The organism is Reyranella sp. (assembly GCF_004297265.1).
Taxonomy (GTDB): domain Bacteria; phylum Pseudomonadota; class Alphaproteobacteria; order Reyranellales; family Reyranellaceae; genus Reyranella.
Genome location: NZ_SCUT01000045.1, coordinates 148,039 through 162,233, shown reverse-complemented (window position 1 = coordinate 162,233; position 14,195 = coordinate 148,039). Strand labels below are relative to the sequence as shown.

Annotated in this window: 14 protein-coding genes; 11 read left to right on the top strand and 3 right to left on the bottom strand. The window is 66.6% G+C overall.

From position 1 onward, the window contains the following. The first annotated feature begins 70 nt into the window (after positions 1–70). Complete coding sequence (gene tkt / locus EPO41_RS19495; RefSeq protein ID WP_296328440.1) at positions 71–2,059, top strand: transketolase; 1,989 nt, start codon at positions 71–73, stop codon at positions 2,057–2,059. Between the two features lie 13 nt (positions 2,060–2,072). Continuing rightward, the gene (gene gap, locus EPO41_RS19490) at positions 2,073–3,080 is read left to right on the top strand and encodes a type I glyceraldehyde-3-phosphate dehydrogenase (protein WP_296328438.1); all 1,008 of its coding nucleotides are present in this window, start codon (positions 2,073–2,075) and stop codon (positions 3,078–3,080) included. A 75-nt stretch (positions 3,081–3,155) separates the two neighbouring features. Here gap and EPO41_RS19485 read toward each other — a convergent pair whose 3' ends face one another. Both EPO41_RS19485 and EPO41_RS19480 read right to left on the bottom strand, forming a co-directional pair. Next, positions 3,156–3,878 (bottom strand): GntR family transcriptional regulator, encoded by a 723-nt coding sequence (locus tag EPO41_RS19485; RefSeq protein ID WP_296328436.1) that lies wholly within the window; start codon positions 3,876–3,878, stop codon positions 3,156–3,158. Beyond that, a complete protein-coding gene (locus tag EPO41_RS19480) occupies positions 3,868–5,148 on the bottom strand; it encodes a Zn-dependent hydrolase (RefSeq protein ID WP_296328435.1) in 1,281 nt (426 codons plus the stop codon). The genes EPO41_RS19485 and EPO41_RS19480 overlap by 11 nt, the downstream gene beginning before the upstream one ends. A gap of 72 nt (positions 5,149–5,220) precedes the next feature. Between EPO41_RS19480 and EPO41_RS19475 the strand changes: the two genes are divergently transcribed. From EPO41_RS19475 to EPO41_RS19435, 9 genes are read left to right on the top strand one after another with little or no spacing between them, the layout of a single operon-like run. Next, positions 5,221–6,135, top strand: coding sequence for a polysaccharide deacetylase family protein (locus EPO41_RS19475; protein ID WP_296328424.1), 915 nt, complete (start codon positions 5,221–5,223; stop codon positions 6,133–6,135). 58 nt (positions 6,136–6,193) lie between these two features. Beyond that, positions 6,194–7,288, top strand: a complete 1,095-nt coding sequence (locus EPO41_RS19470; protein ID WP_296328421.1) for an ABC transporter ATP-binding protein — start codon at positions 6,194–6,196, stop codon at positions 7,286–7,288. Between the two features lie 19 nt (positions 7,289–7,307). Continuing rightward, positions 7,308–8,327: an extracellular solute-binding protein gene (locus tag EPO41_RS19465; protein WP_296328419.1), complete on the top strand. Its 1,020-nt coding sequence runs from the start codon at positions 7,308–7,310 to the stop codon at positions 8,325–8,327. Positions 8,328–8,370: 43 nt separating this feature from the next. Continuing rightward, complete coding sequence (locus tag EPO41_RS19460; protein WP_296328415.1) at positions 8,371–9,252, top strand: ABC transporter permease; 882 nt, start codon at positions 8,371–8,373, stop codon at positions 9,250–9,252. Next, positions 9,245–10,066: an ABC transporter permease gene (locus tag EPO41_RS19455; RefSeq protein WP_296328412.1), complete on the top strand. Its 822-nt coding sequence runs from the start codon at positions 9,245–9,247 to the stop codon at positions 10,064–10,066. The genes EPO41_RS19460 and EPO41_RS19455 overlap by 8 nt, the downstream gene beginning before the upstream one ends. A gap of 13 nt (positions 10,067–10,079) precedes the next feature. Further along, the gene (locus EPO41_RS19450; protein WP_296328409.1) at positions 10,080–10,553 is read left to right on the top strand and encodes an ureidoglycolate lyase; all 474 of its coding nucleotides are present in this window, start codon (positions 10,080–10,082) and stop codon (positions 10,551–10,553) included. Between the two features lie 10 nt (positions 10,554–10,563). Continuing rightward, a complete protein-coding gene (locus EPO41_RS19445; protein WP_296328406.1) occupies positions 10,564–11,493 on the top strand; it encodes a polysaccharide deacetylase family protein in 930 nt (309 codons plus the stop codon). Positions 11,494–11,504: 11 nt separating this feature from the next. Then, a complete protein-coding gene (locus tag EPO41_RS19440; RefSeq protein WP_296328404.1) occupies positions 11,505–11,837 on the top strand; it encodes a hypothetical protein in 333 nt (110 codons plus the stop codon). Beyond that, complete coding sequence (locus EPO41_RS19435; protein ID WP_296328398.1) at positions 11,834–12,757, top strand: allantoinase PuuE; 924 nt, start codon at positions 11,834–11,836, stop codon at positions 12,755–12,757. The genes EPO41_RS19440 and EPO41_RS19435 overlap by 4 nt, the downstream gene beginning before the upstream one ends. 3 nt (positions 12,758–12,760) lie before the next feature. Here EPO41_RS19435 and EPO41_RS19430 read toward each other — a convergent pair whose 3' ends face one another. Beyond that, positions 12,761–14,080 carry an MFS transporter gene (locus EPO41_RS19430; RefSeq protein ID WP_296328395.1) on the bottom strand — a complete coding sequence of 440 codons (1,320 nt, stop codon included), beginning with the start codon at positions 14,078–14,080 and terminating at the stop codon, positions 12,761–12,763. Positions 14,081–14,195: the final 115 nt, after the last annotated feature.

Here is a 14,195-nt window from a genome sequence, read left to right as displayed (position 1 = left end):
CGCATTGACGCGCCAAGGGGTGGTCGTCATGTTGCGCGCCATTCGAAAAACCATACGGCACAAGCACAAAATGACCGACCAAACCGCTGCCCCACGCGACATGGCGAACGCCATCAGGGCCTTGGCCATGGACGCCGTGCAGCTGGCGGATTCGGGTCATCCCGGCATGCCGATGGGCATGGCCGACGTGGCCACCGTCCTGTTCTCGAAATTCCTGAAGTTCGACGCCTCGGAGCCCAACTGGCCCGATCGCGACCGCTTCATCCTGTCGGCCGGCCACGGCTCGATGCTGCTCTATTCGCTGCTGCATCTCACCGGCTATGCCGACATGACCCTCGACGAGCTGAAGAAGTTCCGCCAGCTCGGCGCTCGCACCGCGGGCCACCCCGAATACGGCCACGCGAGTGGTATCGAGACGACCACCGGTCCGCTGGGCCAGGGTCTCGGCAACTCGGTGGGCTTCGCGCTAGCCGAGCGCATCCTCGCCGAGCGGTTCGGCCGCGACGTCGTCGACCACTACACCTACGTGATCGCCGGCGACGGCTGCCTGATGGAAGGTGTCGGTCAGGAAGCGATCACGCTGGCCGGCCATCTCGGCCTGGGCCGCCTGATCGTGCTGTTCGACGACAACGGCATCTCAATCGACGGTCCGACCTCACTGTCGACCTCGGAGGATCACAAGAAGCGCTTCGCCGCCGCCGGCTGGCACGTGCAGGCGGTCGACGGCCACGACGCCGAGGCCGTTACGCGCGCCATCCGCAAGGCCCGCAACGTCACCGACAAGCCCTCGCTGATCGCCTGCAAGACGGTGATCGGCTACGGCGCGCCGACCAAGGCCGGCACCGCCGCCACCCACGGCTCGCCGCTCGGCAAGGACGAGATTGCCGGCGCCCGCGCCAAGCTCGGCTGGAACCACGGCCCGTTCGACATTCCCGAGGCGATCTTTTCCGCCTGGCGCAAGATCGGCGCCCGCGGCAAGTCGGCCCGTCGCAAGTGGAACAAGAACCTCGCCGCCCTGGCGCCCGAGGATCGCGCCGAGTTCGACCGCCGCCAGAAGGGCGACATCCCGTCCGCCGTCGGCGAGGCGATTGCCGCGTTCAAGGCGAAGATCGCGGCCGAGAAGCCGTCCTGGGCCACGCGCAAGTCCAGCCAGGAGGCGCTCGAGGTCATCAACCCGGTGCTGCCCGACACGGTCGGCGGCTCGGCTGACCTGACGGGTTCGAACAACACCAAGACCGCCACGCTGAAGAGTGCCTCGCGCAGCGATACCGCAGGCCGCTACATCTATTACGGCATCCGCGAGCATGCGATGGCCGCGGCCATGAACGGCATGGCGCTGCATGGCGGCGTCATTCCCTATGGCGGCACCTTCATGGTGTTCACCGACTACTGCCGCCCCTCGATCCGCCTCTCCGCGCTTATGGGCGTGCGGGTCATCTACGTAATGACCCACGATTCGATCGGCCTCGGCGAAGACGGCCCGACGCACCAGCCGGTCGAGCATCTCGCGGCGCTGCGCGCCATCCCCAATCTTCAGGTGCTGCGCCCCGCCGACGCCATCGAGACGGCGGAATGCTGGCAGATCGCGCTGGAATCCAAGCATACGCCGAGCGTCATCGCGCTCACGCGTCAGAACGTGCCAACGGTGCGCGAGGCCGGCGACGGAAATCTGAGCATCAAGGGCGCCTACATCCTGGCCGGCGAGGAGTCGGCGACGATCCGCCTGATCGCGTCGGGCTCGGAGGTGCAGCTCGCCCTCGCCGCGCGCGATTTGCTCGCAAAGGACGGGCTGACCGCTGCGGTCGTCTCCATGCCGTCGTGGGAGTTGTTTGCGGCGCAGGACGACACATATCGCAACAAGGTAATGGGCGGCGACGGCACCATCCGCGTCGCCTGCGAGGCGGCGACCGGTTTCGGCTGGGAGCGCTGGCTCGGATCGAAGGGCGCGTTCGTTGGCATGAAGGGCTTCGGCGCCTCGGCCAAGGCTGCGGAACTCTACAAGCATTTCGGCATTACGGCCGAAGCGATTGCGGAAGCGGCGCGCCGGCTGGCGCAATAACGGAGGGAAGAAAATGGCTGTTCGTGTTGCAATCAACGGCTTCGGCCGCATCGGCCGCAATGTCATGCGCGCCATCATGGAATCGGGCCGCAAGGACATCGAGGTCGTGTCGATCAACGATCTCGGCCCGGTCGAGACCAACGCCCACCTCTTCCGCTTCGACTCGGTCCATGGCCGCTTCAACGGCGAGGTGAAGGTCGACGGCGACACGATCGACGTGGGCCGCGGCAAGATGAAGGTCACCGCCGAGCGCGATCCCTCCAAGCTGCCGCACAAGGAAATGGGCGTGGACATCGCCCTCGAGTGCACCGGCTTCTTCACGTCGAAGAAGGCGGCCTCGGCCCATCTCGATGCCGGCGCCAGACGCGTGCTGGTCTCGGCCCCGGCCGACGGCGCCGATCTCACGGTCGTCTACGGTGTGAACCACGACAAGCTCACCAAGGATCATATCGTCGTCTCGAACGCGTCGTGCACGACGAACTGCCTGGCTCCGGTGGCCAAGGTCCTGAACGACGCGGTCGGCATCGACCACGGCTTCATGACGACGATCCATGCCTATACGGGCGACCAGCCGACACTCGACACGATGCACAAGGACATGTACCGCGGCCGCGCCGCGGCGCTGTCGATGATCCCGACCTCGACCGGCGCCGCCAAGGCCGTCGGCCTCGTGCTGCCGGAACTGAACGGCAAGCTCGACGGCGTCTCGATCCGCGTGCCGACGCCGAACGTCTCGTGCATCGATTTCAAGTTCGTCGCCAAGCGCAAGACGGACAAGGACGAGATCAACAAGGCCGTGAAACTGGCCGCCGCCAACCAGCTCAAGGGCATCCTGGGCTGGACCGACCAGCCGAACGTCTCGATCGACTTCAACCATGACAGCCACTCGTCGACCTTCCACATGGACCAGACCAAGGTCATGGAAGGCACGCTGGTACGTGTCATGAGCTGGTACGACAACGAGTGGGGCTTCTCCAACCGCATGGCCGACACCGCCGTCGCGATGGGCAAGCTCGGCTGATCCAGCCTTCCTGCGGGGAATCGACGGGCGTCCCTCGGGGCGCCCGTTTTCGTTTGAGCGGGGGCGTCGCGCCGTTCAGTCGCGCTCCGGTCGCCGCGCCTTGATCCCGCGGAAGGCTTGCGGAAGATCGATTGGTTCATGCTGGGGCGGGCGCGCCGCCTGCATCGTCACCAGGCCCGCCAGGTGACCGAGCATCAGCTTCGCGGCCCTGTCCGCTCTGCCGCCCAGGATCGCCTCGGCGATGTCGCCATGGTCGTGCGGGCCGGCGCAATTGGTGAGCTGGCGCGGCGCAGCCAGCGAGAAGTGCATGGTGGAGCGCGTCAGCAGGCCACGCAGCAGGCGCGTCAGCTCCTCGTTGCCGCAGAGTTCGGCCAGCAGGACGTGGAACTCACCCGACAGCTCGAAAAGACGGCCGCGATCGTCTCGGCGGGTGGCCGCTTTCTCTTCGGCGACATGCGCCTTGAGGCGCTTCGCCGCGGCCGTGGTATGGCCCTCGCTGAGCCGTCGCACGATCGCCGCCTCCAGCATCGAGCGCACGTCATAGATCTCGCGCATCTCCTCGACCGTGAGCGACGGCACGAAGGTGCCTCGGTTGGGGATCGCGGTCAGCCAGCCCTCGTGCACCAGCCGGTGCAGCGCCTTGCGCACGCGCTCGCGGCTGACGCCGAGCACGCGTGCCAGTGCCGGCTCCTGCAGCTTGGTGCCGGGCGTGAGGCGGCCCATGTGCATCGCGCGCCGGATCGCACCATAGACCGCCTCGTCGGCGGCGACGTCGCCCTTCCTCGGCTTACGCGGCATCCATCTCCTCCACGGTAGCCACCAGCAACCGCAGGCCCTGCGCGAAATCGGCGAGGTCCATCGCCTCGTCGGGATTGTGGCTGCCGTGGTCGTTGCGGATGAAGATCATTGCCGTCGGTACCCCCATGATACCAAAGACTGCCGCATCGTGGCCCGCCCCGCTCGCCATCGGCAGCGCCTCAATGCCCAGTTCCTTCGCCAGCCGTTCGAGCCGCGCGCGGTGACCGGGGTCGATCGGGCCCGGCTTCGCGTTGGTGAAGGCGCCGAGATCGATCGCGACGCCGCGCCGTGCGCCGATCTCTGCCGCGATTTCGCGTAGCCGCCGGTCGATCGCGAGCAGCACTTCGTTGTCCTCGCTGCGAATATCCATCGAAAACCAGAGTTCGCCCGGAATCTTGGTCATCGTGTGCACGGCGGTGTCGGTGTGGAATTGGCCGACCGTGCAGACGAGATCCTTTCCCGCCGCCTCGTGCTCGAGCCACAGCGCCTCCAGTCGCGACACGAATTCGACGCCGGCCATCACCGCGTCGTTGCGCGAGAGGCGCGGCTCGGCGCCGGCATGACCGTAGCGGCCGACGATGTGCGGATCGCGATAGCGGAGGTTGCCGCGGATTCCCGTGACGATCCCGACCGGCAGCCCGCGCTGCACCAGCACCGGTCCCTGCTCGATGTGGAGTTCGAGGAAGCAGGCGATGCGCGCCGGATCGAGCTGGCGCTCGCGGGCGCGAATGCGGTCGGGTGCAAAGCCCGCCTCGTCCATGTGCTCCGCCAGCGTCCGCCCGGTGTCGGGACGCCGGCAGCGATCGAGTGCCTCGGGTTCCAGCAGGGCGAAAGCGGCGCGACTGCCGATGTAGGGCGCGGGAAACCACGACAGCTCCTCCGCGCGCACGCCCATCACGGTGATGTCGCGCTTCGGGCGGCGGCCGGCGCGATGCCAGCGCGCCAGCATCGCCATGCCGGCGACCACACCCGCCGCGCCGTCGTAGTTGCCGCCCTCCGGTACCGAATCGAGATGCGACCCCGTCATGATGGCAGGCAAGGAACGGTCCCGCCCCGGCAAGGTCACGTAGAGGTTGCCGGCGGCATCGGTGCGCACCTCCAGTCCCAGCGTCTGGCCAATGCCTTGCATCAGGTCATGCGCCATCTGCTCGCCCTCGCCGTAGGACGCGCGGGTGACGCCGAGGCGGCCCCCGGAATGCGAGCGCAGATGCTCGAACCACCGGCCTGCCAGGGCCGTTTCAGGATCGAGGTCGCGGTGGAGTTCGGTCATGGGTCTGCCGGTGGTTGGTAAAATTATGTGCACATAACGTCAAGAAATGTGCACATCCTGTTGGAGGACGACATGCAAGGCGTGAGCCAGAAGCGCGACCTGGTGGGCTATGGCGGGACACCGCCGGCCTGGAAGCTGCCCGGCGGGGCCCGCCTCGCCGTCTCGATGGTGGTCAATTTCGAGGAAGGCGCGGAGCTCGCCGTCAGCGACGGCGATCCGCAGGCCGAGAAGATCTCCGAGGTGGTGAGCGTGGTGCCGCCCGGACGCTGGGACCAGGGCAACGAGCAGATCTTCGCCTACGGCATGCGTGCCGGTATCTGGCGCATGCTGGCCGCGCTCGATAAGCACCGGATGCCCGCGACCTTCTACATGTGCGGTCGTGCTGTCGAGCGCCTGCCCCACCTCGCCCGTCGGATTGTCGAGGCCGGACACGAGGCGGCGTGCCATGGCTGGCTGTGGCGTGCGCATGCAGAATACGCGGACAGAGAAAGCGAACTGGCCGATCTCAGGCGCTGCGTCGACGTCATGAAAAGCGCGACAGGCCAGCGTCCTGCCGGGTTTTTCTGCCGCGGCAGCGAAAGCCGCGAGACGCGATCGATCCTGCGCGAACTGGGCTTCTTCTATGCCAGCAACGGCTTCGACGACGACCTGCCCTACTGGGACCGGACGGATGCGCGGCGCCCTCTCCTCGTCGTTCCCTATGCGCTCGACAGCAACGATATGAAGTTCTTCCATCCCAACGGTTTCGTGCGCGCGGACGAGATGGTCGACTACGTGCGCGACGCCATCGAGACGCTGATGGAGGAAGGCGAAGCCGGCCATCCCAAGCTGCTGAACATCGGCTGGCACCTGCGCATCGCCGGCCGTCCCGGCCGCTTCGCCGCCTTCAAGCGCGTGCTCACGCTGCTCGAATCCTACGGCAGCAAAGTGTGGATCGCGCGGCGCGATGACATTGCGCAATCGTGGCGCGAGCAGTTTCCGGCATGAGTGCCTCGCCGATGGTTGGCATGCCCCTTGCGTTTGTCCTTCGCGGGAGGCGCAACAGTTGCCCGAAGCATTGAAAGTCAACGCAGCGCGCTCGCTGGACGTCGAGGATCTGAGCGTCCGCTATGGAACGTCGACCGCCGTGGACGGTGTGACGCTTGCCATCGAGCCTGGTGAGGTCGTGGCGCTGCTCGGGCCCTCGGGCTGCGGCAAGACCACCCTGCTCAGGGTCATCGCCGGCTTCGTGCGGCAGGCAGCGGGCCGCGTGCGCGTCGACGGCGCCACCATCGACCACCTGCCGTCCAACCAGCGCAACATCGGCATCGTCTTCCAGAACTACGCGCTCTTCCCGCACATGACGGTGGCGGAGAACGTCGCCTACGGCCTACGTGCCCGCGGCGTCAGGGGTCCGGAAATCCAGGCCAGGGTCTCGCGCTTCCTCGAGACCGTCCAGCTCGGCGGCTTCAAGGAGCGCCTGCCACGCCAGCTCTCGGGAGGCCAGCAGCAGAGGGTGGCGCTGGCGCGTGCGCTCGCCATCGAACCCTCGATCCTGCTGCTCGACGAGCCGTTCGCCGCGCTCGATCGCAACCTGCGCCTCGACATGCAGATCGAGATCAAGCGCCTGCAGCGGACGCTCGGCCTCACGACCATCCTCGTGACGCACGACCAGGACGAGGCGATGAGCGTCGCCGACCGCATCGCCGTCATGAACAGGGGCAAGGTCGAGCAGTTCGATACGCCGGTGTCGATCTACGACAAGCCGCAGACGCTGTTCGTCAACGGCTTCATCGGGACCACCAACCTGATGAACGGCAGGGTCACCTCCCGCCAAAACGGCACGGCAACCGTCGCCCTGGATGCCGGGGCCACGCTCACCCTGCCCGCGCCTGCCGGCCTTGGTGTCGGAACGGCCGTGCTGATGTCGGTGCGACCCGAGCAACTCGCGCTCTGCGCAGTTCCCGGCCCCGAGGCCTGGAAGATCGAACCGGGATTGGCTCTGCCGATTGGCGCGCAGCTCGTCCACGAGGCCCGTGCGATCGACGGCACGGTTCTGAAGATCATCGAGCCACGCCGCGCGGCCGCGGCCGATGCGGACCGCACCTACTGCTCGCTGGCCGCCGATGCGCGTCCCACGCTGTTCCCGCGTTCCACCTGACAACCACGGAGAGATTTCCATGTTCAGCCGCAGACGCCTGCTCGCCGGGGCCACCGCCCTCGGCGGCGCCTCGCTCCTTCCCTCGATCGCCCATGCCAAGGGCAGCGTCGCCGCCGCCATCTATCCCGGCACCTGGGAAGAGGCCTTCCGCGCCATCGTGGTGCCGGCGCTGAAGAAGAAGGACAGCGTCGACCTCGAGCTCCAGCCACTTTTCGCCGTCGACCAGGTCGCCAAGGCCAAGGCCGCGCGCGGCGCGCCGCCGTTCGATGCCTTTGTGCTCGATCCAGGACCGCGCATCACCGCGATCCAGGACGGGCTGTTCGACAAGATCGACGTCAAGAAGATCAGCAACGCCTCAAAGCTGCCGGCCGGCCTGGTCGACGAGTGGGGCATCGGCGTCAACGCGCAGGTCGTGGGCATCGCCTACAATCCCAAGAAGCTGCCGGCGCCCAAGGGCTGGAAGGACCTGTTCACCGATCCCTGGGTCTCGCGGCTGGGCATCACCGGCTTCCAGACCACGTTCGGCACGGTGTCGCTGATCGAGATCGCCAAGGTATTCGGCGGTTCGGAGACCAACATCGAGCCGGCGCTCGTCGAGCTGAAGAAGGTCCTGCCGAAGATTGCCGCGGTCGGGCAGCCCGCCGCCATGCCCGGCCTGTTCCAGCAGGGCCAGTGCGATGTGATCTACACCAACACCCAGACCGTCGCGACGCTCAAGGGCCGCGGCGTCGACATCGAGTTCGTGAAGCCGGAGACAGGCGCCATCACCTTCCTCACGACCCTGCACATCGCCAAGGGCGCCGCGGAAGTCGAGAACGCCTACAAGTATCTCGACATCGTCGCCGGCAAGGAAGTGCAGGAGGCGCTGACCAAGCCGCCGTACAACTTCATCCCGGTCAACAAGGACGTCCCGGTCCCGTCCTACCTGCCGATGAAGAGCCTCGACGAGATGTCGAGCTACGTCCGCCACGACTGGGCGAAGATCAATCCGCTGCGCGCCGGCTGGATCGAGAAGTTCAACAAGGAAATGGCGAAGTGATCTTCGTTGCTGGGGGCGCGCCACTCCCGTGGCGCGTCTTCTCATGACTCCTGAACGCGCCACGGGAGTGGCGCGCCCCCGGCGAAAACTGCCGCTGGCCGAGTGGCAGCTCGCGCTGCCGCTCGCGCTGGCCTTTGCGTCGATCTTCCTCGCACCGCTAGTGATGCTGGTCGGAGTGAGCTTCTTCAATGACGACAAGATCACCCAGCCCGGCATCGGCCAGTGGGTGAAATTCCTGGGCGATCCCTTCAGCTACAAGGTGATCGCCGACACGATGCTGCTGGGTATCAAGACCGTCTGCGCCACCATAGTAATCGGCTATCCGCTGGCGCTGATCTACCTCGATGCCTCGCCACGCCTGCAGAAGGTGCTGATCTTCATCATCGTAATGCCGCTGCTGCTCTCGGTGGTGGTCCGCACCTTCGCCTGGATCGTCGTGCTGGGCCGCGAGGGCGTCGTGAACACGCTGCTGCTGCAGCTCGGCATCATCTCCGAGCCGCTGCGCCTGCTGCAGACCGAGCTCGGCCTCGTGATCTCGCTCACCCAGATCGAGATGCCGCTGATGCTGTTGCCGCTGATCAGCGTGATGTCGCGGCTCGACCCCAATCTGCGCGACGCCTCGTCCGCCCTCGGCGCCTCGCGCTGGCGCACCCTGTTCAAGGTGATTGTGCCGCTCAGCATGCCCGGCCTGGTCGCGGGCTGCCTGCTGGTGTTCGCAAGCTCGACGACCGCTTTCATCTCGCAGACCGTGATTGGCGGCGTCCGCCTGATCTATCTGCCGCTGCTGATCTGGCAACAGTCGCTGGTCGTCTTCAACTGGCCCTTCGCCGCCGTGGTGTCGCTCACGCTGCTGGTCTCGGTGCTGACCGTGGTGAGCGCGCTCTCCTACCTGGGCCGCCGTTCCGGAGGCTATGTCCATGGGTAGGCGTCGCAGCCTCGGCGATCTTTCGTACAGTCTCGTGATCGGCACCCTGGCCACGCTGGCGCTGCTGATCATCGTGTCACCGGTGGTGATCGTACTGACCACATCCTTCACCGAAGGCCGCTCGCTCAAGTTCCCGCCGACCGGCTTCTCCCTGCAATGGTACGAAGCCCTGTTCGACGCCTCCCAGTCGAGGCAGATCCATCGCGCCGTCTATAACTCGCTCGAAGTAGCCGCCTGGTCGACCGGCTTCGGCATCCTGTTCGGCAGCATGGCGTCGCTTGGGCTGGCGCGGAACCGCCACAGGCTGGCGCGCGTCGCCGACGGGCTCTTCATGTCGCCGCTGGTGCTGCCCGGCCTCACCTTCGGCCTGGCGGCGCTGATGTACTTCACCCTGATCGGCTTCCGGCCGTCGCTGAACCTGATCATCGCCGGCCACATGATCGTGACCGTGCCGTTCATCATTCGCACGACGTCCGCCAGCATCTCGCAGCTCGACCCGGCGCTGAACGATTCCTCGCAGAGCCTGGGCGCGAGCTGGCTCTACACGATGCGCCGCGTGACCCTGCCGCTGATCGCGCCCGGCATCTTCGCCGGGGCGTTCCTGGCCTTCATGGCGTCGATCGACAACGTGCCCGTGTCGCTGTTCCTGTCGACGGCGCGCACCGACATGCTGCCCATCCGCATGTGGGGCATGATGGAGTCCACGCTCGACCCGCGCATCGCCGCCGTGTCGGGAGTATTGATCGCCGCCGCCTTCCTGCTGATGCTGGTGATGGAATGGACGGTGGGACTGACCCGCCGCATGCGCGACTGACGAGGACCCGCCAATGGAACTGATCCCCCAGCCCCTCACCGGGGAAGCCTTCGCCCCGTTCGGTGACGTGATCGACGTGCCCGACTCTCCGGGCCGCACCTATTACGAGGACGCGCTGGGCAACCTGCGCCCGACCGCCCATGCCAGCCTGTCGGTCAGCCTGAAAGCCGAGACGGCCGACCGGCCGCTGCGCAGCGACTATCTGGAGCGCCACGAATTTTCCTCCCAGACCTTCGTTCCCCTCGATGTCGAGCGTTGGCTGATCGTCGTGGCGCCGCATGCCGCCGCGGGCGGTCCCGACGTGAGCGGCATGAAAGCCTTCATCGCCACCGGCAAGCAGGGCGTCACCTACCGGCCCGACACCTGGCATCACGGCCTGACCGTGCTCGACCGGCCGGGCCGTTTCGCCGTCTTCATGTGGCGCGACGGCGGCAAGGGCGACGAGGAATTCGTGCCGGTGCCGCCCTTCACCGTCCGCATTCCCTGATCCTGAGCCAATGACGATGCCTTACGAGGTCCGCCGCGATTTCATCGGCTACGGCGCCAATCCACCCGATCCGAAATGGCCCGGCGGTGCGCGCATCGCCGTGAACTTCGTCATGAACTATGAGGAGGGCTCGGAGCCCTCGATCCAGGACGGCGAGGGGCATACCGAGATCGGCCTCAGTGATGCGGCACGCATGGGCCAGTCGATCCAGGGCCGCGATCTCGCCGCCGAAAGCCTGTTCGAATATGGCAGCCGGGTCGGCTTCTGGCGGCTGATGCGGCTCTTCCAGGAACGCGGCCTGCCGATGACGATCTTCGGCTGCGGGCTTGCCATGGAACGCAATCCCGAAGCCTCGGCGGCCATCGCCAAGTCGGGCTTCGACGTCTGTTCGCACGGCTGGCGCTGGATCAAGCACTACGAGCTCGACGAGGCGACCGAGCGCGAGCACATCCGCAAGGCGATCGCGGCCATCCAGAAGATGACCGGAGAGCGGCCGCTCGGCTGGTACTGCCGCTATGGACCCGGCGTGAACACGCGCCGCCACGTGGTCGAGGAAGGCGGCTTCCTCTACGACAGCGACTATTACGGCGAGGAGCTGCCCTTTTGGGTGACTGTCGAAGGCAAGCCACAACTCGTCGTGCCCTACTCCGTCACCAACAATGACGGCCAGTTCGCCGCCTCCATCGGCACCTCGGACCAGTGGTTCTCCTTCGTGCGCGACGCCTTCGACATGCTCTACCGCGAAGGCGCCACGCAGCCAAAGATGATGTCGATCGGCCTGCACATGCGCCTGATAGGCCATCCCGCACGCGCCGTCGGCCTGCAGCGGCTACTCGACCATATCCAGAAGCACGAGGGCGTCTGGGTGACCCGCCGCCTCGACATTGCGCGCCACTGGATCAAGACCCATCCCTATCCGGGGAAGGGGCTGAATGAGTAATATCGCGCGTCATGGCAGACGAGATCATCGTGGTGCGCGACTGGAAGCAGACCGAGGCGGCGCTGCTCGCTGCGCGCGCCTCGGGTACGGCGCCGGTCTTGCTGACGCCTGAGGATGCCGCCTCGTTCTATGGCGCGGGATATCTCGGCGCCCTGCAGGAACGGGCGCGAGAAGAGTTCCCCGACGTGGCCTTCACGCTGATCGTCGATTGCGGCGACGCGCCGGGCTACGCGCTCGCCTGCCTGCGCGCCGGGGTTCGTACCCTCTCGATGCGCACCTGGAACGACAAGATTGCCGACATCGCCCGTCAGATGGGCGCCGAACTGGTGAGGAGACCTGCATGAGCTGGCAACCGACACGAGACCTGATCGGCTACGGCCCCAACCCGCCCGATCCGAAATGGCCCGGCGGCGCGCGCATCGCCATCAATTTCGTCGTCAACTACGAGGAAGGCTCGGAGCCGTCGGTCCAGGACGGAGAGGGCTACACCGAGACCGGCCTCACCGAATCGAGCACCTCCTCGCAGGGGCTGAAGGGCCGCGACCTCGCCGGCGAAGGCATGTTCGAGTTCGGCAGCCGGGTCGGCTTCTGGCGCATACATCGCGCCTTCCAGGAGCGTGGCTTGCCGCTCACCGTGTTCGGGTGCGCCCTGGCGCTGGAGCGCAATCCGCTGGCCGCACAGGCGATCAGGGCCGCCGGCTGGGACGTCTGCTGTCATGGCTGGCGTTGGGTGCGCCACTTCCAGCTTTCCGAAGAGGAGGAGCGCGACCATATCCGGAAGGCGATCAAGTCGCTGGAGCAGACGGTCGGCGAGCGGCCGGCCGGCTGGTACTGCCGCTATGGACCCAGCGTGAACACGCGCCGGCTGCTGATCGAGGAAGGCGGCTTCACCTACGACAGCGACTATTACGGCGAGGAGCTGCCCTTTTGGCAGACCGTCGAGGGCAAGCCGCACCTCATCGTCCCCTATTCGCTGACCAACAACGACGGCAAGTATGCCGCCGGCATGGTCCACTCGGAACAATGGTTCGGCCTGGTGAAGGACGCGTTCGACGTCCTCTACAAGGAGGGTTCGACGCAGCCCAAGATGATGTCGGTCGGCCTGCACCAGCGCCTGATCGGCCATCCCGCCCGCATGGCGGGCCTCTGGCGCTTCCTCGACTATGTCCAGAAGCATCAGGGCGTCTGGGTCACCAAGCGCCTCGACATCGCCAGGCACTGGCTCGCCACTCATCCCTATCCGGGCAAAGGTCTGAATGAATAGCCCTCAGACCTTTGCGCGCCCGGCAACCATGCGGACCTTGCCGGGCGAGGCGAACCAGATCGAGGTGGCGCCCAGCACGCTGAAGCCAAGCGCCACGATGAAGGCCAGGCGATAGGCGCCTTCGTAATCGTACAGCACGCCGGTGATCCAGGGGCCGGCGGCGCCGCCTGCCAGCAGCGAGACCATGATGATGCTGAAGATCGAGCCGAAGTGCGGGCCTTCGAAGATCTCCGCCACCACCGAGCCCATGAGGCTGGTGAAGGAGTAGCCCAGAACGCCCTGCGACAGGACCATGAGGTAGAGCAGTGGCTGCGACGGGACCGCGGCCAGCGCCAGGAGCGCCGCGTAGCAGATCACGAAGCCTGCGCCGGCGATCGTCCAGACGATCTCGCGGCCGATCCGGTCCGACAGCGCGCCGAGCAGGATCTGGCCCGGGATCCCCACCATCGCCACGAGGCCCAGCGCCCAGGCCGCCTCCATGGGACCGAAGCCGATTTCCACCAGGTACTTGGTCTGGTGCACCTGCACCGCGTACCAGGCGTAGCCGGTGCTGAAGAAGCCGATGCAGAGCCACCAGAAGCGGTGCGTGCGGACGGCCCGGCCAATCGTCCATTCGATGGCGGTCCAGCGCGGATCGACGATGGCGGCCGCCCGCCGCGCCGCGGCGGTTCCGGCTTCTTTTGCGCCGTCAGGCAGAAGCCCGAGATCCTGCGGCCGCTTGGTGACGAACAGGTTGATCGGCAGCAGAACGAACAGGGTCATCAATCCGAGTGCCCAGCAGGCGCCCCGCCAGCCGTCCTTCAGGATGACGGTCTGCAGCCACGGGAGGATCAGGATCGCGCCCACTCCGACGCCGGAGAAAGCCAGACCGGTCGCTAGCGCCCGGCGGCGCACGAACCAGTTAGGCAGGTACTGTGACTGCACAGAGAAGCTCATGCAGTTCGCTCCCGCACCGACCAGCACGCCCAGGGTCGCGTAGAGCTGCCACGGTTCGCTGATCATCGTGGCGCTGAGCAACCCCGCTGCCGTCAGCAGGACGCCAATTTCGATCACGATGCGCGGCCCGCGCCGGTCCATGGTCCGGCCGACGACGGGGCTGATCACTGCGGACACCAGAAAGCCGAAGGAAAAGGCGCCCGCCGCCAGGCCGCGATCCCAGCCGAATTCGTCGACGATCGGCGGGAACATCAGCGAAAAGGCCGTGCGGGTGGTCACGCTGACCGCCACGGTCAGGAAGGCGATCGCGATGATCACCCAGCCGAAGAAGAACGGCAGGCGCGCCGCGAAAGACGCGCGTCGCGCGGGCAACGGGGGAGACGGCACCGACTTATCCTTTTTTCTGCGTTTCGCCAGACGCATCGTGGCCCGGAGGGGGTGACAGCCTGTCCCTACCCCCGGCCCGAGGTCAATGACGTGGCAGGTAGTCGGGCCTCCCGCG

Coding starts and splice junctions, on each gene's coding strand:
- tkt (WP_296328440.1), top strand. CDS start 71: ATGACCGACCAAACCGCTGCCCCACGCGACATGGCGAACGCCATCAGG.
- gap (WP_296328438.1), top strand. CDS start 2,073: ATGGCTGTTCGTGTTGCAATCAACGGCTTCGGCCGCATCGGCCGCAAT.
- EPO41_RS19485 (WP_296328436.1), bottom strand. CDS start 3,878: ATGCCGCGTAAGCCGAGGAAGGGCGACGTCGCCGCCGACGAGGCGGTC.
- EPO41_RS19480 (WP_296328435.1), bottom strand. CDS start 5,148: ATGACCGAACTCCACCGCGACCTCGATCCTGAAACGGCCCTGGCAGGC.
- EPO41_RS19475 (WP_296328424.1), top strand. CDS start 5,221: ATGCAAGGCGTGAGCCAGAAGCGCGACCTGGTGGGCTATGGCGGGACA.
- EPO41_RS19465 (WP_296328419.1), top strand. CDS start 7,308: ATGTTCAGCCGCAGACGCCTGCTCGCCGGGGCCACCGCCCTCGGCGGC.
- EPO41_RS19460 (WP_296328415.1), top strand. CDS start 8,371: ATGACTCCTGAACGCGCCACGGGAGTGGCGCGCCCCCGGCGAAAACTG.
- EPO41_RS19455 (WP_296328412.1), top strand. CDS start 9,245: ATGGGTAGGCGTCGCAGCCTCGGCGATCTTTCGTACAGTCTCGTGATC.
- EPO41_RS19450 (WP_296328409.1), top strand. CDS start 10,080: ATGGAACTGATCCCCCAGCCCCTCACCGGGGAAGCCTTCGCCCCGTTC.
- EPO41_RS19445 (WP_296328406.1), top strand. CDS start 10,564: ATGACGATGCCTTACGAGGTCCGCCGCGATTTCATCGGCTACGGCGCC.
- EPO41_RS19440 (WP_296328404.1), top strand. CDS start 11,505: ATGGCAGACGAGATCATCGTGGTGCGCGACTGGAAGCAGACCGAGGCG.
- EPO41_RS19435 (WP_296328398.1), top strand. CDS start 11,834: ATGAGCTGGCAACCGACACGAGACCTGATCGGCTACGGCCCCAACCCG.